Origin of the sequence: Aeromonas sp. 604176, assembly GCF_049170755.1 — a bacterium.
Taxonomy (GTDB): Bacteria; Pseudomonadota; Gammaproteobacteria; order Enterobacterales; family Aeromonadaceae; genus Aeromonas; species Aeromonas veronii_A.
Map to the genome: position 1 here is coordinate 15,449 of NZ_JAAKNE010000020.1, position 21,738 is coordinate 37,186.

19 protein-coding genes are annotated in these 21,738 nt (G+C 59.1%); 7 read left to right on the forward strand and 12 right to left on the reverse strand.

The annotated features are described in order from the left end of the window. The first annotated feature begins 122 nt into the window (after positions 1 to 122). The gene (locus G5358_RS05630) at positions 123 to 803 is read left to right on the forward strand and encodes an adenine nucleotide alpha hydrolase (protein WP_216954501.1); all 681 of its coding nucleotides are present in this window, start codon (positions 123 to 125) and stop codon (positions 801 to 803) included. Here the strand turns inward: G5358_RS05630 and G5358_RS05635 are convergent. From G5358_RS05635 to G5358_RS05655, 5 genes are read right to left on the reverse strand one after another with little or no spacing between them, the layout of a single operon-like run. Next, positions 800 to 2,002, reverse strand: a complete 1,203-nt coding sequence (locus G5358_RS05635) for an HD-GYP domain-containing protein (RefSeq protein WP_216952761.1) — start codon at positions 2,000 to 2,002, stop codon at positions 800 to 802. The two genes, G5358_RS05630 and G5358_RS05635, sit on opposite strands and share 4 nt — an antisense overlap. Then, positions 1,941 to 4,607: a response regulator gene (locus tag G5358_RS05640; protein ID WP_216952762.1), complete on the reverse strand. Its 2,667-nt coding sequence runs from the start codon at positions 4,605 to 4,607 to the stop codon at positions 1,941 to 1,943. Before G5358_RS05640 ends, G5358_RS05635 begins: the two co-directional genes overlap by 62 nt. Further along, entirely contained in the window at positions 4,608 to 5,672 is a 1,065-nt protein-coding gene (locus G5358_RS05645) for an ATP-binding SpoIIE family protein phosphatase (RefSeq protein ID WP_216952763.1), read from the reverse strand. It abuts the gene before it with no gap. A 6-nt stretch (positions 5,673 to 5,678) separates the two neighbouring features. Further along, a complete protein-coding gene (locus G5358_RS05650) occupies positions 5,679 to 6,050 on the reverse strand; it encodes an anti-anti-sigma factor (RefSeq protein ID WP_216954502.1) in 372 nt (123 codons plus the stop codon). A 15-nt stretch (positions 6,051 to 6,065) separates the two neighbouring features. Then, complete coding sequence (locus tag G5358_RS05655; RefSeq protein ID WP_421323775.1) at positions 6,066 to 7,286, reverse strand: PAS domain-containing protein; 1,221 nt, start codon at positions 7,284 to 7,286, stop codon at positions 6,066 to 6,068. A gap of 290 nt (positions 7,287 to 7,576) precedes the next feature. Here G5358_RS05655 and G5358_RS05660 point away from each other — a divergent pair, with 290 nt between their 5' ends. Next, a complete protein-coding gene (locus G5358_RS05660) occupies positions 7,577 to 7,723 on the forward strand; it encodes a hypothetical protein (protein ID WP_302055900.1) in 147 nt (48 codons plus the stop codon). 100 nt (positions 7,724 to 7,823) lie between these two features. On the opposite strand, the gene G5358_RS05665 is transcribed toward G5358_RS05660, so the two are convergent. Then, positions 7,824 to 8,087 carry a hypothetical protein gene (locus G5358_RS05665; RefSeq protein WP_042658108.1) on the reverse strand — a complete coding sequence of 88 codons (264 nt, stop codon included), beginning with the start codon at positions 8,085 to 8,087 and terminating at the stop codon, positions 7,824 to 7,826. Between the two features lie 169 nt (positions 8,088 to 8,256). Between G5358_RS05665 and G5358_RS05670 the strand changes: the two genes are divergently transcribed. From G5358_RS05670 to G5358_RS05690, 5 genes are all read left to right on the forward strand, one after another. Beyond that, positions 8,257 to 9,078 carry an HDOD domain-containing protein gene (locus G5358_RS05670; protein WP_216952765.1) on the forward strand — a complete coding sequence of 274 codons (822 nt, stop codon included), beginning with the start codon at positions 8,257 to 8,259 and terminating at the stop codon, positions 9,076 to 9,078. Between the two features lie 130 nt (positions 9,079 to 9,208). Next, positions 9,209 to 9,718 (forward strand): GNAT family N-acetyltransferase, encoded by a 510-nt coding sequence (locus G5358_RS05675; RefSeq protein WP_216952766.1) that lies wholly within the window; start codon positions 9,209 to 9,211, stop codon positions 9,716 to 9,718. A gap of 202 nt (positions 9,719 to 9,920) precedes the next feature. Then, positions 9,921 to 11,273 (forward strand): alpha-glucosidase/alpha-galactosidase, encoded by a 1,353-nt coding sequence (locus G5358_RS05680; RefSeq protein WP_216952767.1) that lies wholly within the window; start codon positions 9,921 to 9,923, stop codon positions 11,271 to 11,273. A gap of 44 nt (positions 11,274 to 11,317) precedes the next feature. Next, positions 11,318 to 12,718, forward strand: a complete 1,401-nt coding sequence (gene melB / locus G5358_RS05685) for a melibiose:sodium transporter MelB (protein ID WP_216952768.1) — start codon at positions 11,318 to 11,320, stop codon at positions 12,716 to 12,718. 58 nt (positions 12,719 to 12,776) lie between these two features. Then, entirely contained in the window at positions 12,777 to 14,363 is a 1,587-nt protein-coding gene (locus G5358_RS05690; protein WP_421205581.1) for a hypothetical protein, read from the forward strand. Between the two features lie 50 nt (positions 14,364 to 14,413). Here the strand turns inward: G5358_RS05690 and melR are convergent, their stop codons facing one another. The 6 genes from melR to G5358_RS05720 all read right to left on the reverse strand — a co-directional run bounded on the left by melR (position 14,414) and on the right by G5358_RS05720 (position 21,542). After that, positions 14,414 to 15,334: a transcriptional regulator MelR gene (gene melR, locus G5358_RS05695; RefSeq protein WP_421172683.1), complete on the reverse strand. Its 921-nt coding sequence runs from the start codon at positions 15,332 to 15,334 to the stop codon at positions 14,414 to 14,416. A 193-nt stretch (positions 15,335 to 15,527) separates the two neighbouring features. Further along, positions 15,528 to 16,709, reverse strand: a complete 1,182-nt coding sequence (locus G5358_RS05700) for a MalY/PatB family protein (RefSeq protein WP_421172684.1) — start codon at positions 16,707 to 16,709, stop codon at positions 15,528 to 15,530. Position 16,710: 1 nt separating this feature from the next. Further along, complete coding sequence (gene nhaC / locus G5358_RS05705; RefSeq protein ID WP_421205577.1) at positions 16,711 to 18,174, reverse strand: Na+/H+ antiporter NhaC; 1,464 nt, start codon at positions 18,172 to 18,174, stop codon at positions 16,711 to 16,713. A gap of 114 nt (positions 18,175 to 18,288) precedes the next feature. Continuing rightward, complete coding sequence (locus tag G5358_RS05710) at positions 18,289 to 19,311, reverse strand: LacI family DNA-binding transcriptional regulator (protein ID WP_216952773.1); 1,023 nt, start codon at positions 19,309 to 19,311, stop codon at positions 18,289 to 18,291. A 270-nt stretch (positions 19,312 to 19,581) separates the two neighbouring features. Then, positions 19,582 to 19,758, reverse strand: coding sequence for a hypothetical protein (locus tag G5358_RS05715; protein WP_005340085.1), 177 nt, complete (start codon positions 19,756 to 19,758; stop codon positions 19,582 to 19,584). Positions 19,759 to 20,264: 506 nt separating this feature from the next. Next, on the reverse strand, positions 20,265 to 21,542 hold the full coding sequence (locus G5358_RS05720; RefSeq protein ID WP_019446508.1) for a cation:proton antiporter: 1,278 nt from the start codon (positions 21,540 to 21,542) through the stop codon (positions 20,265 to 20,267). Between the last annotated feature and the right edge of the window lie 196 nt (positions 21,543 to 21,738).

A 21,738-nucleotide genomic window follows, 5' to 3' on the forward strand; every position in this document is an offset into this window, starting at 1 on the left:
ACAAGGGGTATATACAGGTGATCGAGAGTATGCTGCCTGCCTCTTGTGTGTAAATCGCGCAATTCGCAACACTGTCTTGCATCTTTTTGGGGCAATCCGAGTGCCCCGCTGGCGGAGGAATGATGGAAAAGAAACGGGTACTGCTCTCCTGGAGCAGCGGCAAGGATTGCGCATGGGCTCTGCATCAGTTGCGGCAGGATCCCGCCATCGAGGTGGTGGGGCTGTTTACCACCCTCAATCAGGCATTCGAGCGGGTGGCGATGCACGGGGTGCGCAAGCAGCTGTTGACCGAACAGGCCGCCTGCGTCGGGCTGCCCCTCATCACCATCGATCTGCCCTGGCCCTGCAGCAACGAGGATTACGCCCGCATCATGACCGGCTTTATCGCCGATGTGGTGGCACAGGGGATCCGCCATATGGCCTTTGGCGACTTGTTCCTTGAGGATGTGCGCGCCTACCGTGAAAAGCAGCTGGCAGGCACCGGCATCGAACCACTGTTCCCGCTGTGGGGCAGCAATACCCGTGAACTGGCGTCGCAGATGGTGGCCGCTGGGTTGAAGGCGCGGATCAGTGCTCTCGACCCGAACAAGCTGGATGCCAGCCTGGGTGGCCACGATTTTGACGAGGCACTGCTGGCGGCGCTGCCGGCGGGGGTCGATCCGTGCGGCGAGAACGGCGAGTTTCACACTCTGGCCTGGGATGGTCCCATGTTTCTGCGCCCGCTGGCGATCTGCACGGGGGAGACGGTGGAGCGCGATGGTTTCATCTTCACTGACTTGTTGCCTGCTGATTCCAGCACCTAGTCGAGTTTGGCCTCCTGATCGCTCTTGTCGTCGTTGTAGCGCAGCGCGATCTCGTGAAACTGCACGTGGATGTGAGCGAAGGCATCCGTGATGTCGGGATCAAAATGGTTGCCCCTTCCCGCCAAAATAATGGGCACCACCTCTGCATGGGTCATGGCTGCCTTGTAACACCGCTTGCTGATCAAGGCATCGTACACATCTGCCAGCGCCATCAGTCGGGCCGAGAGGGGAATTTCATCTCCTATCAGACCGTAGGGGTAGCCGGTGCCATCCCACTTCTCGTGGTGGTAGCAGGCGATCTCCTTGGCCAGTCTCAGAAATTCCACCTCTACCCCCAGCGCTTCCTCGGCGTGGACTATGGCCTCCTTGCCAAGGGTGGAGTGGTGTTTCATCTGGGCGAACTCATCTTCATCGAGTTTGCCAGGTTTGAGCAGGATCCGGTCCGGTACGCCGACTTTGCCGATATCGTGCAGGGGGGCCGACTTGAACAGCAGCTCTATTGTCTTGGGGGTCAGCTCGGCACGAAAGCGAGGGTGCTCGCAGAGAGTTTCCGCCAATAGCTTCACATAATGCTGGGTGCGCAGAATGTGGTTGCCGGTCTCGTTGTCCCGGGTTTCGGCCAGAGAGGCGAGGGAGTGGATGGTGATGTTCTGGATCAGCTCGTTTTCTCGGGTGCGTCGTTCCACCTCCTGCTCCAGATAGGCATTTTGGTCATGTAGCAGATCCCGTGCCGCCTTCAGCTCAAGGTGGTTTCTGACGCGGGCCAGCACGATGGCGGGGGAGATCGGCTTGTGAATATAGTCCACGGCGCCGAGAGCCAGTCCATGTGCCTCGGCGCTCTCCTCTACCTTGGCAGTCAGAAAAATCACCGGAATATGCCGTGCCTGCGGCATCTCCTGCAGTGCCTGCATCACCTGATAACCATCCATCCCGGGCATCACGACATCAAGCAGGATCAAATCTACCCGGGAGTCTGATGACAGTATCTCCAGTGCCCGCTGGCCACTGATGGCGACCTTGACCCGGTATTGTGGGCTGAGCAAGGCGCTGAGCAATGAGAGGTTTTCAGGGGTGTCATCAACCACCAGCAGGGTGGGCTTGGTATCGGGATCCAGCAGGTTGAGCATGGTGGTGCCCTCACTCTTGGTTGAACAGATCGGGCCTGAGGGCCCGGACTCGTTGCAGATGTGCAAGTGCATCCGTAAAACGGAAGCCGGTAATGGCGTCAGCCATCCTGGATGCCGTCTCTCCCAGCACTCTCGTCAGCTGCTGCTGATGCTGCTGGAACAGGGTCAGAGCTCCGGCATCATCTTCCGCCAGCAGCCGGATCAGCTGCGCCAGCAGGGGCGCCAGGTCGACTTGTTCTTGCTCCGGCAGGTCGGCTGTGGTCTGGGTGGGTAGCAGGGCCTGTAGGCCATCGCTCAGTTGCTGCTGCATCTGCAGCCCCTGTTCCGCCAGTGGAAGCAGGCTGGTGGTGTCATCCCCCCGGGAGAGTGCACTCTCCAGCCTGGCCGAGATACCCCGCAGTGGTTCGGCGCCCAGAGTGGCGGTAATCCCCTTGAGGGTATGGGCCTGACGATGGGCCTCCTCCCGGTCGTTCTTCTGCAGGGCGGCGATCAGGCTCTGCATGGGCCGGGTGCCCTGTTGGGCAAATCGTTGCAGCAGATCCTGATACCACCCCCAGTTGTACATCAGCCGTTGCAGGGCGGCTTCGGCATTGAGTCCGAGCGCTCTTAACTGAGGCTGCAATGGCTGGTGCTGTGGTGAAGGTGCGCTCTTGGGTATTGCATCGGTTTCAACGCTGAAGGCAGGGGCCCAGCACTGCAGTGCGGCATAAAGCTTGTCGGGGTCGATGGGCTTGGCGATGTGGTCATCCATACCGGCCGCCAGACAGCGTTCCCGGTCACCGGCCATGACATTGGCCGTCATGGCGAGGATCGGAGTGTGGTGCCCTTCGCTCTCTTGCTGGCGCAACTGACGGGTGGCAGTCAGTCCATCCATCACCGGCATCTGCATGTCCATCAGGATCAGGTCGTATGGTTGTTGCGCAGCCATTTCCAGAGCAATGGCACCATTGGCAGCAATGCTGACGTCGATGCCCGCCGCTCGCAGCAGTTCCATGGCCACCTGCTGATTCAGCTCGTTGTCTTCTGCCAGCAGTATACGGAGTCCCTCGAAGCGATAGTTGTGGGTAGGCTGGGTGGGCTTCAAGGCAGTCGCCGTGGTTTGCTGGCCGAACAGCCCAATGATGGTATCAAACAACACAGAGGCACAGACTGGTTTGACCAGCACCCTATCAAAGCCGGCGGCCTCTGCTTCGCGAAAAATCTCTTCCCGCCCATAACCTGTCACCATGACCCGATAAAGCCGCTTGCCAAGGCCGCGGGCGATGAGGCGGCGCCCCGTCTCTATGCCATCCAGCCCGGGCATGTGCCAATCCAGCAGCACCACCTCGTAGGCGTTACCTTCCTGCTCGGCACAGGCGATCATCTGCAGCCCTTGCTGACCCGATTCGGCGGTGTCGACCACGAAACTCATGCTGCGCAGCAGGGCAGCCAGTATGGTGCGGGCGCTGGCACTGTCGTCGACCACCAGTATGCGGCGGCCACGCAGATCCAGACTTGGCAGATAGCGTGAGCGGTATCTGCCGCGGCCGAGTCGGGCAGTAAACCAGAAAGTGCTTCCCTTGCCCGGTTCGCTCTGCACGCCGACCTCCCCTCCCATCAGTGCCGCCAGTTCGCGGGAGATGGCGAGCCCGAGGCCGGTGCCGCCGTATTTGCGGGTGGTGGAGCTGTCCGCCTGCTGGAAAGACTGGAACAGCCGTTGCTGCTGCTCCTGGCTCATGCCGATCCCCGTGTCCTGCACCGAGCAGTGCAACAGCACCTCTTGCGGTCGTTTCTCCAGACAAGTGACCTTGACCAGTATCTCCCCCTGCTCGGTGAATTTGACTGCGTTGTTGGCGTAGTTGATCAGGATCTGGCCGAGCCGCAGGGGATCGCCATAGAGCAGGGTGTCTAGCTGGTGATCGACCTCGAACAGCAGTTCTATGCCTTTGGCTTCGGCCTTCTCGCCCACCAGGGTTGCCAGATTTTCCAGCACATGGTCGAGATCGAACTCGATCTGCTCCAGATCCAGCTTGCCCGCCTCGATCTTGGAGAAGTCGAGGATATCGTTGATGATGCCGAGCAGGTGATGGGCCGAGCGCTGGATCTTGCCCAGATAATCAGCCTGCTGCGAGTCGAGGCGTGTTTGCAGGGCGAGGTGGGCCATACCCAGAATGGCGTTCATCGGGGTGCGGATTTCATGGCTCATGTTGGCGAGAAAATCGCTTTTGGCCCGGGTTGCGCTTTCTGCCAGCTCATAGGCCTGCTCCAGCTCCTGATTCTTGGTCTGCATCACGGCGAACAGCTCATCCCGGGTCGGTTCAGCGAACTGCTGCTGCATCTGCAACAGCAGAGCGTCATCGGGCCAGTGTGGCAGGTGGCATACCAGAGCGATGGCGGTGTCAGCATGAGGAACCAGCCGGATGCTGCCATGGGTTGCACCGGGTGCGTTGTGCTGCAGTGGCTCGTCGGCCGAGAGGGAGACCCACAGCTCCCGCGTATTGCTCTCCAGCCAAAGCTGGAGTTGCAGTGAGTCGATGGTTGCCGTCAGCTGGCGCACCAGCTCCGAGGTGGTACCCGCCAGCGGCGCCACGAAGGTGGGGCTCTTGTCGATGCAGGTGAGCACCTGGATCACCTTGCGTCTGGCGGTGAGGGCTGCCGTCGGGCCAGAGAGCCTGATATCACCGATCAGCTGCCGCATCTAGCGCTCCTTCTCTGGTTGTACCCGCAGCACAATACAGCTCGCATCGTCGGTGCTGCGCCCACTATGGTCTATGACTTGACGGGCCAGAATGACGGGATCAGCCCCCAGATCCAGTGCGCCGTCACGCAGGTTGAGTGACTCGCTGATGCCATCCGAATAGAGCATCAGCACATCCCCCGGCTTGATGGGCTGCCGTTGCAGCAAGGGGGTGGGGAAGCGCTCCCCCAGCACCCCATCACGGGAGATACCGCGCCAGAGGTCATGGCCGCGCAGACAGATGCGGGTGTTGCCGATGCCGGCGTAGCTCAGTTCACCCCGTTCACTGTTGACCAGGGCTATGCCAGCGGCCGCTCCCCGGGTACCGATGCAGTGTTGGTGCAACAGCTGCAGCAGAGGTGCCGGCTCCTGTTCAGGGGTGTTTTGCAGCGCCTCTTGCAGTATCAGTGCCAGCTTGTTGGCCGAGGAGCCGTGGCCGCTGACATCGATCAGTACCAGCAAGACGCCGTCGGATGTGGGTCGGATAAAGACCAGATCGCCGGAGACCTTTTCCGGATAACAGGGTCTGTTTTCGCTAGCCCAGACCAGTGTCAGACCTGCCTGCCCCCATTGTTGGGTGGGCGTGATGAGACGTGGGACCGAGGGTACAGAACCCAGCCATTTGCGCGCCTGCACCAGGGTGCCCCCTTCCGGCGGTGTGCTGATGGTGAGCTCTGACATCATGCGCCGCACGCCGGGCAGTCCCAGTCCCAGGGTGCCGGAAGTGCTGTAGTGATCCTGCAGGGCCTGATAGACATCCGATATGCCGGGCCCTTTGTCACGGGCGATGATATCGATGCAGGATCTCCCCTTCGGGTGATGGAGCATCAGGGTGATCTCCCCCTGCCCGGCGTATTTCAGGATATTGCTGCCAAGTTCGGAGACCACGGTGGAGAGCATGGCGCGATCCACGTCGGATAGGTTGGCGATAAATGGGAGCCGACGAACCGACATCACAGCCAGGTGCAGATCGATATCGTGGCGTAGCGGATAGCTGGCCTCCCGGGTCGCATGCTCTTGTATCATGGCGGTTTACTCCTCGCCCTGGAGGCGGCTGACATGGGCAAAAGCGTCGTCCATGTCGATGAAGCAGCGCAGTGGCCCGGGCTGTGCCTCGGCTAGCGCCAGAAATGCGGCGATCCCGGCATTTAGCCCTACCAGCAGGCAGGTGGCACCCAACAGACGGCACACCTCGGCAAGTTTGCAAACCTGTCTGAATTCATGGTGATCCAGTAGCATGACGCCGGAGAAGTCGAGCAAGACTGCATGGTGACGCCCGTGTACCAGTCGCTGGGAGAGGGCCTGCATCAGCATCTGCATGCCGTCGTCTCCGAGATCGGGGCGCATGCTGACTACTATGCAGTCGGCCATATCGGCGATGCCAAGATCGTTGTTGAGCTGCATGGTCATTGCCGCGACCTAGAGGGCTGAGCCAACCCGTTTGAGCGCTATTTCGAAGGCGTCTCTCAGGGTCGCCGTGGTACGGACGTCACCGACCGACACCCCCAGCTCCACCATGGTACGGGCAATGGCGGGGGAGACTCCCGAGATGATGGCTTCACAGCCCATAAACTGGGTCGCCTTGGTGATCTTGATCAGCTGGTTGGCGACGCCAGTGTCCACGGTGGCGACTCCGGCAATATCCAGCACAAAGACCCGGGCGCGGGTTTCGGCAATCTTGGTGAGCGACTTGTTCATCACGTCGGCAGTGCGCATGGAGTCGATGATCCCAACCAGTGGCAGCAGCAGGATCCCGTCCCAGATAGGGGTGACAGGGGTCGACATCTCTTGCAGAGACTTGTGCAGCTCCTCGCGCACTCTGGCGGCCTCTTCCGCTTCCACCATCGCCTGTTTGAGCTGGCGGTGCTGCTCCACCTGCGCCGTGATGTCGGTGGCAAACTTGACGATTTTACTGGGCTTGCCGTTCAGATCCAGCACGGGGTTGTAGGAGCCCTGGATCCATACCTCCTGTCCCTGCTTGTTCAGGCGGCAGAATTCGCCAGCCAGAAACTCGCCCCGGCGCAGCGTGTCCCAGAAGGCGAGGTAATCCGCCGACTGGGCGTAGTCTGGGTCAACCAGCAGCCTGTGGTGTTGCCCTTTCAGCTCTTCCAGCTGGTAACCCACTATGTCGAGAAAGCGTGGATTGGCATCCAGTATGGTGCCCTCCAGCGAAAACTCGACCTTGCCCATGACCCGGCTCAGCGCATTGAGCTGGCCCTCGAAGCTGGCCGTGAGCTGCTTCTGCCCGGTCAGATCCATGGCGTACAGAGTCATACGAGATAGTTGTCCATTGTCATCCAGAACCGGGCTGCAGGCTCCACGGATCCAGACATCCCGCCCCGGCTTGTCCAGCAGGTGAAGCTCGTCCTCCTGCGAGGAGCCGCTGCGCAGTGCTGCCTGAAAGGTGTCATGTGTGGCGGATTGCACCTGGTTCGGGGAGAGCAGCATGCCGTAGTGCTTGCCGGAGAGCTCATCTAGCGTGTAGCCCATGAGGCTCAGAAATCGCGGGTTGGCATCAAGGATCTGCCCCTCTGGCGAGAGTTCGAGCCGTACCAGCACCTGATCGAGGGTGTCTATCCCGGCATGATGAGTGGAAGGGGCCGAACCTGTGGTATTGGAAGAGGAAGTGTGCGCGTCCATGGCATCTCCAGAGAGAGTCGTTGATTTTGATATCAATAGCGGGTGTTAAGCAGTTATAGCCCACTCTGGCTCTTCCAGCCGATATCTAGGGTCAAAAGAGGCTTGTCATATCCTGGTTGGTGGAGGCTTATCCCGGGCGGATAAAATGGGGGGCTAGCCACCAAGACCGAGACCGTGAGCCAGATCCTGCAGCAGACCATGAATATTCCGGCCGACCAGCTCAATCCGGTGATCTTCGCCGGTGGCCAGCGGGGCAGAACACCAAGGTGCAGTGGCTCAAGGATAAGCAGATGACGCTCTTCTACGGTGATATCAAGGCGGCGCAGGAGGTCGGCATTCGCGGCATTCGGCTGCTGCGGGCCGCCAACTCCAGCTATCGACCACTGCCGTTGGCAGGGGCGCTGGGGGAAGAGGTGGTCATCAACTCCCAGTTCTGATCCGGAGCGGATCCATACAACAAGGGCGGGGCCATTGGCGCCCGCCCTTCTGTTTTTAAGGAGTCATGCAAAGGCGTAGCGCCTTGGTCAGCTCCGGTTATCAGTCAGCCCACGGCATCTCGGGCAGGCTGTCGAGGAATTCGCCGTAGCGGGTCAGATTGAAGGGGCCCTGATCGGCCTCCATCGCCATCAGCTCGGCCCCTAGGGCGCAGGCGATATATTGCAACGCCTCTTCCCGCGGGGTGCCCTTCATCACCAGCCGCATCAGGGTCGCCTTCACATGGGGAGGGTGACCATCGTTGAGCTGGTTCTCCACCATCTCCAGCAGCGTCTCTTCGTCAAAAAATTCCTGAGTGTCGTTCATGGGATATCCGCAACAGTGAATGTGGCGGCCAGTATAGCCTGAATGTGACTAACACCTTGAATGGCCAGCGAATAAACAATCCGATGAGGAGGCCATTTGTTACCCATAATTAGGAAGAGTTTGCCAAGGCAAACAGGTTGGAACACAGATAACATGGATGGACACGCCTATGCCCACGATAGATTCCCTGCTGGCTGAGCCCAAGCTACTGCCCCAGATCCCTGAAGTGATGCGCGATTTGATCCAGACCTTCAATGAAAAGGATCCGGATCTGCTGAAGATCAGCAAGTTGATCAACAAGGACCCTGTCATCTCCGCCAAGTTGCTGCGGCTGGCCAACTCGGCCAAATTCGGCAGCAGTCGTCAGATCGGCACCGTCAATGAAGCCGCGGTGCGGCTGGGGTTGGCGATGGTGCGCAACATGGTGCTGGCCTGCGGGCTCACCGAATCGGTCAAGGCCGTGCCCGGCATTGATCTCAAACATTTCTGGGGCTGCGTCTTCAACGTGGCTGAACTGGCCCGCCGTCTGGCGGTGAAGAAAGGGATGAAGGGAGATGAGGTTTTTACCTGCGCTCTGCTGCACGATCTTGGCCGGCTGGTGATGCACGTGGGGCTGCCTGAAAACACTGTCCACCACATTCACGATCTGGAGCTGCACAAGGGGCGGGCCAAGGCAGAAGAGCTGGTGGTTGGCTTCAACTATGCCCAGGTCGGGGCGGCCATGGCTCGTTACTGGAAGTTTCCCGATACCATCAGCAATGCGGTGGAGTATCACTACAATCCCATGCTGGCCAAGGTATTTTCCGCCGAGGCCGGGTTGATCCATCTGGCCATTGTGCTGGCGGCCCAGTCCGATGTGGGGGAAGAGGTGCCCCCTGAGTGGCCCCACAAGGTGGCAGATGCGTTGGGGCTGAGCTGGGCCGATTGCGCTGCCCAGTTCACTGCGCTGCGCGAGCAGGGCAACGGCTATGCCGGACTGCTGGCCGCCTGAGCCCGTTTCTCCCATCTCGTCAGGGGTCGCACTGCGGCCCCTTTTGTATGAGTGATGGTGCCACAGGCTTGCCAGCCCGGGAGTGACGGGGCACTCTTTGCCCTTCACTTTCCGTTTGAGAGCCCTTGCCATGATTGCCTCCTCCCGCCTGATCCTGCGCGAAATGATCGCCACCGACGCCCCCTTCATCCTTGAGCTGCTCAATGACGGTGACTTCTATCGCTACATCGGTGATCGGGGCATTCGCACCCTCGAACAGGCGCAGGAGTATATCCAGCAGGGGCCGGCAGTCAGCTATGCCCGCTATGGTCACGGGCTCTATCTGGTGGAGCGCAAGGATGACGGTGCCAGCCTCGGTATCTGCGGTCTGATCAAGCGCGATACCCTGGAGCAGGTCGATATCGGTTACGCCTTCCTGCCGCAATATCGTGGCCAGGGCTACGCCATTGAAGCGGCGCAGGCCACCCTTGCCGATGGCAAAAGCCGGTTGGGGATCGGGCAGGTAGTTGCCATCGTCACTCCGGGCAACGAGCGATCCATCGGCCTGCTGGCCAAGCTGGGGCTGGTGCACAGTCGACTGGTCAAATTGAGCGAAGATGCCGATGAGTGCCTGCTGCTCGAATCCGGGGTAACGGAGTAACGTTCCGGCTGTCTGCGAGCCGGTCGATGCCAGGAGAGGGGAGTCCCACTTTCGGGAACAAGTGTCCCGTTTTCTAAGATCTTGTCAGCCAGCCCATCAAAAATGAGTTTTTGGGAGTCTCTGTTCCGTAAGCGAGACGCACCTGACGGGACCAGCCCTGCATAGTAGGCACACTGGTTTCACCGTCATTGGAGCAATGGACATGAGAACTCCCAATATCACCTTTATCGGCGCAGGCTCTACCATCTTTGTGAAGAACATCCTGGGGGATGTGTTTCACAAACCGGCCCTGAAAAATGCCAACATCTCCCTGATGGACATAGATCCACAGCGGCTGGAAGAGTCCCAGATTGTGGTGCGCAAGCTGATGGATTCCAGCGGTGCCAAGGGGCTGCTCAGTTGCCATACCGAGCTGAAACCTGCGCTGGCAGCGGCCAACTTTGTCATCGTTGCTTTCCAGATCGGCGGTTACGAGCCCTGTACCGTGACCGATTTCGAGGTGTGCAAACGCCACGGTCTCGAACAGACCATTGCCGATACGCTTGGGCCCGGCGGCATCATGCGGGCACTGCGCACCATCCCTCATCTTTGGCGGGTGTGCGAGGTAATGAGCGAGGTGTGCCCCGACGCCACCATGCTCAACTACGTCAACCCGATGGCGATGAACACCTGGGCCATGTATCAACAGTTCCCTCATATCAAGCAGGTGGGACTGTGCCACTCGGTGCAGGGAACGGCGCACGAGTTGGCCCGTGATCTCGGCATCGATCCGACGACCTTGCGTTATCGCTGTGCCGGTATCAACCACATGGCCTTCTATTTGACCCTTGAGCGTCAGCTGGAGAGCGGCGAATTCGTCAATCTCTATCCCGAGCTGCTGGCTGCCTATGAAGCGGGGACTGCCCCTAAGCCCGGCCTGCACCACAACCAGCGTTGCCAGAATCTGGTGCGTTACGAGCTGTTCAAGAAGTTTGGTTACTTCGTTACCGAATCCTCCGAACACTTTGCCGAGTACACCCCCTACTTCATCAAGCCGGGGCGCCCTGATCTCATCGAGCGCTACAAGGTGCCGCTAGACGAGTATCCCAAGCGCTGCGTCGAGCAGATTGCCCGCTGGCAGGATGACCTCACTGCCTATCGTCAGGCCGAACGGGTCGAGGTGCCCGAATCGAACGAGTATGCGAGCGTCATCATCAACTCCCTCTGGAGCGGTCAGCCCAGCGTCATTTATGGCAACGTCAGAAACGACGGCCTCATTACCAACCTGCCGGATGGCTGCTGCGTGGAGGTGCCCTGTCTGGTGGATGCCAACGGCATTCAGCCCACCGCCATCGGTCGGCTGCCAACCCATCTGGCCGCCCTGATGAGCACCAACATCAACGTGCAGGCGCTAGTCACCGAAGCGATCACCGAGCGCAAGCGGGAAAGCATCTACCATGCAGCCCTGCTCGACCCCCACACCGCAGCAGTGCTTGGCATGGACGAGATCTACGCCCTGATCGACGAACTGATTGAAGCCCACCGCGGCTGGTTGCCGGAGTGGATTCACGGCTGAGCAAGAGCCCCCTGCGGGGGGCTTAACCCCCAAGGAGATAAACCATGAGCGTCTCGCTGAAAACCAAGTTGAGCTATGGCTTCGGGGCCTTCGGCAAGGATTTTGCCATCGGCATCGTCTACATGTACCTGATGTTCTACTACACGGATGTGGTGGGGGTGTCGGCTGCCTTCGTCGGCACCATCTTTCTGATTGCCAGGATTTGGGATGCGGTCAATGACCCCATCATGGGGTGGATTGTCGACAATACCCGTAGCCGTTGGGGCAAGTTCAAACCCTGGATACTGATCGGTACAGTGGTCAACTCCATCGCCCTGGTGATGGTGTTCAGTGCCCACTATTTCGAAGGGACGGCCCTGCTCGTCTATGTGGCCATCACCTACATCCTGTGGGGCATGACCTATACCCTGATGGATATCCCCTTCTGGTCGCTGGTGCCAACGTTGACCATCGATAAGCACGAGCGCGAGGCACTGGTTCCCTATCCCCGCTTCTTTGCCAGTCTCTCCTGGCTTATTACCGGTGCCATCGGCCTCAAGGTAGTGGACTATTTTGGCCAGGGGGACAAGGCCCACGGTTTTCTGATGTTCACCTTCATCCTGGTCGCCTTCTTTCTTGTCTCGACCCTGGTCACCCTGCGCAATGTTAAGGAGCGCTACAGCTCGGCCGCGACCCCCACTGTCAGTCAGCAGCGCACCACCATCATGGATTCGGTCAAGCTTATTTTCCGCAACGATCAGCTCACCAGCGTGCTGTTTATGGCGCTCTGCTACAACGTGGCGAACAACACCATCACCGCCTTCGCCATCTACTACTTTACCTATGTGATTGGTCAGGAGTCCCTCTTTCCCAGCTTCATGATGTACGGGGGCATCGCCAACCTGATCACCCTGATGATCTTCCCGCGGCTGGCCCGCTTCATCTCGCGGCGGGTGCTCTGGGCGTTGGCCTCACTCTGCCCCATAACGAGCTGCCTGATGCTGATGTATATCGGTTTCATTGCTCCCCAGAATGTCGCGCTGATCATCCTCTCCGGCATCCTGCTCCACATAGGTACCGCCCTGTTCTGGGTGCTACAGGTGATCATGGTCGCCGACACGGTCGACTATGGCGAGTACAAGCTTGGCACCCGCAACGAGAGCATCGCTTACTCGGTGCAGACCATGGTGGTCAAGGCTGGCTCGGCCTTCGCCGGCTTCTTCATCGGTGTCATGTTGACTCTGGTCGGTTATGTCCCCAATGCGGTGCAGAGTGCCGAAACCCTCTTCGGCATGCAGGCCATCATGGTGGTGCTGCCGGCCATCTTCTTTGCCCTGACCCTGTTTGTTTACTTCCGCTTCTACAAGCTCAACGGCCACTACCAGAGCAAGGTGGTAGATCATCTGATGTGCAAATATGAATCCGAAAGTATCGAGGCCAAGCAGGCGCAGGCGGCGGCCAGCTGATCTCTTTCACCTATAACGCCGACCTTGGGGTCGGCGTTCATCATCAAAGGAGTTGAACATGGGATATCCAATGAGTCGCCGGGCCCGTCTCTCATGCGCCATGATGGCGGCAGGCATCGCTACCCTCTGTGCGCAGCCGGCGGTCGCCGCCGGAGTGGAGGCAGCATCGCAACCGGCCGTGCATCTCAGCTCTTCCAGCACCGAACTGGCGGAAGGATTCAACTGGGCGGCCGCCAAAACGGCGCAGTTCATCATGACCGGCCAGCGTGGCGTCACCAACAAGGACGAGTACCACCCGGAGGGGGATGGCACCGGCCTGCATGACTACATCCCCTCATACTGGGCCGGCTATTACGATCGCACGGCCTTTTACGGACGCGACTTTGCCCATCAGGTTGCCGGTGCCGAGATTGCTGGCTGGCGCGCCGAGAACTTTTCGATGTTCAAGGTGTTTGCTCGCAATGCCACCGACGCGCGCAAGTGGTATACCCTCTGGGCCTTCAACTTTGATGGCTCTCCCCACACCATCGACTACAAGGACGACAGCTGGTTCGTGCGCGAGGTGCCCGCCCAGTTCGAGTTGGTGGAGAAGGCTTACCACGCCTACCTCTGGAGCGGCGATCGCCGCTATATCGAGGATCCCGAGCTGTGGTCCTTTTACGGCAAGGTGCTGACCGACTTCATCGCGCTGCATGATGAGCAGCACCCCAACGGGATCGCCGAGGGCAAGGGAGGTATTTTCCAGGGATCCTGCACCTACAACGAGCGGGGTGAGCACCCGATAGAGGCAGCCGATGCCATCGGCTCCCAGTATCAGGCGACGCTGGCTTATGCCGCTATGCTGCAGGCTCGCGGTGAAAAGCGGGCGGCGCAAGTCTGGCAGCGCAAGGCGGTGCTGCTGAAGCGCTACTTCAACGAGGAGTGGAGCCGGGTTGCCGGGGATGAGCAGGGCCACTATGCCCGCATCCTCGACAGCAATCTCAGCAAGCGCAACGATTTTGGCAAGGAGAACAGCTGGTTTATTCCGATGAAGCAGCTATCAGAGCCGGGGCCGCGCAATGACCGCTATCTCGACTATATCAGCGAGATGGTGGGCGAGGGGATCGGCACAACACCGCAGGCACCTGCCAACATCGAGGCCTACACCTATTTGCCGGATACCTATTTCCCATATCTGCGCAACGAGGAGGCGTGGCGCTGGATGCGCTACATTCTGGCCAAGCGAAATCTCCCCCATGAGCGGCCTAGTCAGGGCACCAATGGCGACTATCCGGAGATCTCCTTTACGCTGGTGTCGCAGACCGTGGAGGGGATGATGGGGGTTGAGCCGGATGCGGCCGCGCACCGGGTGGCAACCCTGCCCCGATTGCCCGCTTTCATCGACTGGGTAGCCATCGAGCAACTGCCGGTCGGGGCCCACCGGTTGTCACTGCGCCATGAGGGCGTTACCGCCAGCAAGTTGGGCAACACGGGGCCGCGCGCGCTGTTCTGGGAGGCCCGCTTCCCGGGCAACCACGGATTCCTGCTGGTGGATGGCAAGCTGCGCAAGGCGCGTATGCAGCGCCTCAACGGAGTCACTGTGAGTGCGGTCGAGGTGACTGTGCCGCCGGGTGGACGAGTGAATGTATCGGTACCGTCCCGCTAAGCGGGGAGAGATTGAGTCAGGGGGCGTGAGCCCCTTTTTTATTTGGGAATTTACTGCGAAGAGTTGGCCCGTTCCCGACTCAGTTGGCGGTAGCGACTCGGTGTCAGCCCCAGATAACGCTGGAAGGTCTCATAGAAGCGGCTGCTGGAGTTGAAACCTGCCGTCAGTGCGACATCGAGGATGGTACGGTCGGTATCGCTGAGCAGGGCTCTGGCATGGTTGATCCGCATCGCGGTGACGTACTGCTTGATGCTCATCTGCATCACCTTCTGAAACAGCCCCATGGCGTAGTTGGGGTGCAACCCAACATGATCGGCCAGCTCCCTGGTGGTGAGCGGGGCATCATGGTGGGCGGCAATGTATTCGAGCATCTGCTGCACATGGAACTGGGAGTGTTTTGAGGCACCCGTCGTCGTCCCCTGATTGCTGTGGTTGGCGAGCAGGCGGCTCCAGCCATCCAGCCCTAGGCGCCGCAACATCAGGCAGATCTCGTCGGCAACCAGTTGCTGACGGCCAGGGTCATCCATCCGGCTCTCCGTGACCCAGCGGGTCAGTTCAAACTCGCTCACCAGCATGGCTGATCGCGACTGCAGTACGCCGCCATGGGTGACCTGATTCAGCAGCTCCCGATTGATGGGCCAGGAGAGAAACAGATGGATCGGTATATTGATGAGGCCCATCTGCGAGCAGTGGCCGATACGGGTCAGCTGATGGGGGATGGCCGCCCAGAACAACCCTGCATGCCCTGCCGCCAGGGTAAAGGATTGGCCATTCATGGTGTACTCCACATCACCGTCGAACGGGATGTTGACTTCCACCTGGCCATGCCAGTGGTAACCGGCCATCTCGTGGGGAGCCCGCAGTTCCACATCGATCGCCTCATAAACGGAGTAGAGCGAGAGGGGGCTGCTTAGCCCCTCATCGGTCTCGTGCACGCTGGAAAAGTAGGGGCGTTCAAGCTTCGTCATCATGCAGGCATCGTTATCAGGTGGATTGAAGAGACCCTGTTTGTATCACCATTCCGAGTCTCTGCCTGTGGCGGTCGTTCCGTTATTGCATCTTGTGGTGCACCAGAGCGGGAAACTGCCGGTGAACTCACAGTTGGGGGATGCAGGAGACAGCGGGGCGGCATGCTCTACCCCTGTTGTCCCCTGCTCTGCGATTTTATCTGGACACCAGCCGCTCCAGTCCGGTGAGTGCTTGTTCCAGATAGCTGCGCGGGCAGCCCAGATTGAGGCGAATAAAGCCCTGCCCCCCTTTGCCAAAGCCGATCCCCATCGACGGGACAACTCTCGCCTCTTCGATAAGCCGCTGTTTCAGCTCATCGTCATCCAGCTCCAGCTGGCGGCAATCGATCCAGGCCAGATAGGTGGCATCGGCCTCCATCAGTTGCAGACGGGGCAACCGGGTTGCCAGTTGCTCGGCAAACCAGTGGCGATTATCTGTCAGATAGGCGAGCAGCCCGTTTAGCCATGCCTCGCCGTGCTGATAGGCCGCAGTGGCAGCCTCCATGGAGAGCGCATTGAATACATCCAGACCATGGGCATCGAGACGCTGTTTGAAGCGCTGGCGCAGCGCAGGATCCGGGATGATGAAGTTGGAGATGCGCAGCGAGGAGAGACCGAAGCTCTTGCTGGCAGAGGTCGCCACCACCATGTTGGGCAGCAAATGGGGCGGCAGGGAGAGCACCGAGGTGTGCCGATGGCCAGCCAGTTGCAGATCGGCCCAGATCTCGTCTGATACCAGCGTCACGCCGTGCTGCTGGCACAGGGTCGCCAGTTCATAGAGCTCGGTGAACGTCCAGCTCCTGCCGGTCGGGTTGTGGGGATTGCAGAGGATCATCATGGCGGGGCGCTCCACCATGAAGAGACGTGCCAGCTGCGGCAGATCCATCTCGTAGCGATTCCCTTTTCGCAGCAACGGGTTATCTAGCAGTCGTCGCTCGTTCAGCGCGATGATCTTGGCAAAGGAACCATAACAGGGGCCCTGGACAACAATCCCTTCTCCGGGTTGTGTCAGCATTTGCAGTAGCAGCGAGATGCCGGGGATCACCCCCTCGACGGAGTGGATCCACTCCCGTTCTATGGTGATCTGATGGCGCCGGGCAAACCACTGTTGTATGGCGCTGAAGTAGTCATCCCGTCGCTCGCTGTATCCGAATACGCCGTGGGCGACCCGCCGTTGCAGTGCCTGCTGCACGGTTGGTGGACAGGCAAAGTCGAAATCGGATACCCACATGGGTAGCAGATCGCTGCCGTCGATGCCAAGGTACTGGGGCATACAGTCCCATTTGATGGAGTTGGTATTGTGGCGATCAATCACTTGGTCAAAGTTGTGCTCCGGCATCTTATCGCTCCTCCGCCACTGTCATGGTCCGCGGCTCCTCTGTCACCTCTTTCCGGTCTGCATGGGCGATGCCAATACCGGTAAAGCCGTAGCCCAGGGCAAAGAAAAGGGCGGCATAGCACTGGATGGCCCAGGGGAGGTAATCGAGCGTCGGGATGCCAAGGGTGCCCGCCATATAGACACCAGCAGCCGTCCAGGGGATCAGGGGCTCAATCACGGTGCCCGCATCCTCTATGGTGCGGGAGAGGTTCTTGGTATCCAGCCCCATGCGACGGTAGGCGTCCTGAAACAGCTCGCCCGGGATGAGCAGGGCCAGCTTGCCGTCACTGGTGGCACCGGTGACCAGCAGGGTGGTTGCAATGGTCGAGGCGATCAATTGGCCAGTGGAGTGAATAAGGGTCAGCAGGCGATTGATGATGAGGTCGAGCGCCCCCGTCAGGGTCAGTACACCGGCAAAGGAGAAGGCGCAGAAGACCAGTAGAATGGTGCTCATCATCGAGAACATGCCACCGCGATTGAGTAGGCGGGGGATATCGGGGAGCAGCTGGCTGACGTCATGACCCAGCGGGGTGAACATGGTGAGGTTGAAGCCGTCGATCAGGGCATTGAAACCGGACTGTAGCGGCAATCCCTGCAACGTAATCCCGAGGATAATGGCGATGGCGCTGGCCAGCAGCATCAAGGGAATAGTGGGCTTCTTGGCGATCGCCCCCCACAGCACAATCAGCGGGGGCAGCAGCAGGAGAGGATTGAAGTGGTAGAGCTGCTCCAGTGTGGACAGGATGGTGATGACCTTCTCCGGTGTGGCCACCTCTTCACCGATGACTGAAAAACCGGCGACGAAGAAGACGCCGGCAGCCAGCAGGAAGCTGGGCAGCGTGGTCCAGAGCAGGTGCTGGATATGGGCGTAGAGGGTGGTATCGGCCACAATGGCGGCGAAGTTGGTCGAATCGGAGAGAGGAGAGATCTTGTCGCCGAAATAGGCGCCTGACACCACCGCCCCGGCTGCCGCTGCCAGCGAAACATCCAGACCGTGCGCAACCCCCATCAGGGCTACCCCGACGGTGCCCGCTGATCCCCAGGAGGTACCGGTACAGACCGAGACCAGACTGGTGATGAAGAAGGCCGCAATGAGAATGTATTGCGGGCTGATCAGCTTGAGCCCCCAATAGACCATGTAAGGGATGGTGCCGCTGAACATCCAGCTGCCAATCAATCCACCCACACAGACCAGGATCAGAATGACCGGCATCGCCTTGGCCAGCTTCTGGACGATGGACTGGATGATCTCGTCCCAGCTATATCCCTGCCAGCAGGCGAGCAGTGCTGTGAAGATGGCGGACAGCAGGAGCAGTGGCTCAATGCGCAATCCCATCAGAACATAGCCAACGATCAGGAGCCCCAGCATCACCAGAATGGGTAATGTGGCAAGCCCCAGGGTCAGGGTCTTTCTCTCTTGTTTCATCACAGTTGATCCATCGCTTCAGAACATGGCGCCATTGTGGGGCGAGCAGCCTGGTGGAAATGTGAGCCTTGCACGCCAGCCATGTAACCGGTTACATGGTGTTCTGGAACGTGATCATGGTCGCAGAAGGGGAGGTTGCGTCAGGGGCATAACCGACTCGCGAATGACCAGTGCAGGGGTGAACTCATGGATCTCCGGGCCCGGGTCCTGCTGTTGCAGTCGGGTGATGGCCAGCTCAGCAGCCCGTTTGGCCATGGTCTCAATGGGGTAGTGCAGAGTGGTCAGTGTCGGGTAGAGGTAGCGGGCCAGCATGATGTCATCGAACCCGATAATCGACAGGTCTTCAGGGATCCGTCGCCCGCATTTTCTCAGGTGCGACATCATGCCTGCCGCCATCACATCGTTGAAAGTGAGCACGGCGGTTACCTCGGGGCACTCAGCAAGCAAGCGCGCCGCCGCCTGTTCGCCCCCCTCCTCGGTAAAGGGCTGGCTGATAACCCACTGTGGTTTGAGTGCCAGATGATAGTGAGCCATTCCTTGCTCATATCCCTCCAGGCGGAGCTGCCGATCGGCGATGGGCAAATCACAGGTGATGAAGCCGATCCGGCGATGACCTTGAGCCACCAGATGGTCGACGGCGGCTCGGGTGCCTGCCCGGTTGTCCAGCCAGACACTGCGGTGAGCCAGCTCGGGCAGATAGCGATTGATGGGAATGAGTGCTGGCATGTGTGAGGCGTAACGGAGCAGCAGTTCGTCAGAGAGGCGAGTGGTATGGGCAACGATGGCTTCGCAGCCCTGATTGATCAGAAACTCGAGCCCATACTGCTCCTGCTCGCTTTGATGGGACCCGCTACAGACCATCAACCGAAAGCCGTGCTGCCGGCTGATGGCTTCTACTCCGCGGGCCAGTCTGGCAAAGAAGGGATCGGCCAGATTGCCGGTCAACAGGCCGAGCATATTGCCGCTGCGTTTTGCCAGAGCCACTGCCGCCATGTCGCGTCGATAGTCGAGCGCACGCATTGCTTTCTCTACCCGTTCCCTGGTCGCCGGTTCAACATGGGCAGAGTTATTGATCACTCTTGAGACGGTTGCCGTCGAGACCTTGGCGAGGGTTGCGACCTGTCTGATGGTGGCCATCTGATTGCCTTGTTCATACTCCGGAGATAAGGGGCTCTCTTATAACGACAACTCGGTATGTCAGCTACCTCTTGCGGTTCGCTTTACTGCGATTTGTGATCGGAGTGGCACATTGGTGGTTTGCAAGGCGAATGAGATAAAGAGGCTAAGGGAAGGAGCAGAGACGATGCGGGGTGTACTATCACCAGATGATGGCGGAGGGGGATAAGCAAAGAGGCCGCCGTGAGTTGCGGCCTGTCTGCATCGGGCGCTGCCGGAGGGCAGGCAGGATCAGTTGAGGTCTTCGATGGAGAACTCGCCAGCGATACCATCACAGGAGATGGCGAAACCGCCGCTGAAGCGGGTGCTGAACTGGATCAGAAACGCATCATTGTCGTGCTCTTGCACAGGCAGGTTGATGGGTTTGCTGCGACGCAGGGGCTTGTGTGTTTGTACTGCTTTCATCATGGTATTTCTCTATATAAATTAGGTGTTTGCTCCTTGTATTGGCAAATGTCAGGTCAATGGGCGCGATCGATTGGGTGAACGACAAGCGCGCAGGAATACCCAGCCCGGTTAAAGGGCGTCTGCACTTTCAAGGAATATGCTGATGCATAAATCAAATTGGGTGGGCAGATCGGGTCTGCACCGTGAGAGCCGGGCAACGCAGGCAGACAGCCTGACGGTTCTCAAGGCGAGTAAATCAGAAGAAGGTTATGCGGGTACTGGCAGGATTCATCGTGAGGTGAAGCATTGCAGGATAAACATAAACAGGGCTGATTAACTAGCCGACGAGCATTCTCTCCTCGAAATGAATAAAAAGCAAACAATAATTTGCCGATGTTGAAGTCAGTACGCTTTTCCTCTGTGTAATCAAGGCGCTATCAGCAGCAAATATTCGCAACTATCCGCCATAAAAAGAGGGCTCCCGACGGGAGCCCTCTCTCATTCTGCAATCAGCACAGTGGGCCGACTCAGTAGTCGCCACAGGCCTTCTTGGCGGCCGTGATCATCGGGGTGATGGTCATGCCTTGCACCACGATGGAGAACATCACCACCGAGTAGGTCATCACCAGGATGACCTCCCGCAGATCGACGCCATGTTCCGGGATCATCATGACGCCGGAGGGGAGTGCCAGCGCCATCGCCATGGCCAGACCACCGCGCAGGCCACCCCAAGTGAGGATCCGCACCGAGAAGGTGTTGTAATTGCGGAATCGGCGGAAAGCCACATAGGGTAGCGACACGCTGATAAAGCGGGCGCCCAGGCAGAGCGGCACCGCAATGACCAGCAGGATCCAGTCACGCCAGGCGAGATCCAGCAGTACCAGCGCCAGACCGATCAGCAGGAACAGCAGGGCGTTGAGGAACTGGTCCATCAACTCCCAGAAGTGATCCAGGTGATGGCTGCTCTGCTCGGAGAAGCCGGAGTGACGGGTCCAGTTGCCGATCATGATGCCGGTGACCACCATGGCCAGTGCGCCAGAGACGCCGATCATGTTGGCAAAGGCAAAACCGGCGGTCGGGATGCAGAGGGTCAGCAGCAGCTCCAATGAACCGTCATCGGTGGCGCTGATCATCACGTGGGCGATAAGGCCCAGCACGGCGCCGAACAGGATGCCACCGAGGGCTTCGTGCAGGAACAGACCGGCCACGCTACCGAAGGTGGGCTCGACACCGCCAAAGGCGACGGCAAACACGGTAGCGAAGATGACGAGGCCAACACCGTCGTTGAACAGGGATTCCCCTTCGATCTGGATGGCGATCTGGGGTGGCGCTTTCATCTTCTTGACGATGGCCAGTACGGCAATCGGGTCAGTGGGGGAGATCAGCGCGCCGAACAGCATGCAGTAGACCAGCGGCAACTCCCAGCCCAGCAGCTTGGCGATAAACCAGAAGCCGTAGCCGATGAGGAAGGTGGAGAGCAGGGTGGCAATGATGGCCAGAATGGTGATCTCCCACTTCTGGCTACGCAGCGCCTTGAGGTTGATGCCAAGGCCACCGGCGAACAGCAGGAAGCCCAGAATCCCCTTCAGCAGGAAGTTCTGGAAGTCGATGCTCTCCATGGTCTTGACGGCAAGAGGTTCCAGGTTGAACCAGCCCAGTTTGCCAAACAGCACCAGCAGTGCGGAGATCAGCATGGAGCCCGCAGTAATGGCGATGGTGGTCTGGATCTTCACAACATACTGGTTGGCAAAGGCGATAAAAATCGCCAACGCTGCCAGAAAACAGAGTGTGTAGTAGACGCTCATAGTTATTTTTTTCTCGTTGGTAGACAGCAAGCACGTATCCCTATGCAGGACGGGCATAGGTTACTCTCGGGCCCTATGTTACTCATTACCCATAAATGAGTATATGGTGGCACATTTGGACTGATAGACGGCTAGATTTCCATTTTATTTGTTTGCTGTTAGGATGCTGTTTACGCAGTTGCATGGATGTAAGAGG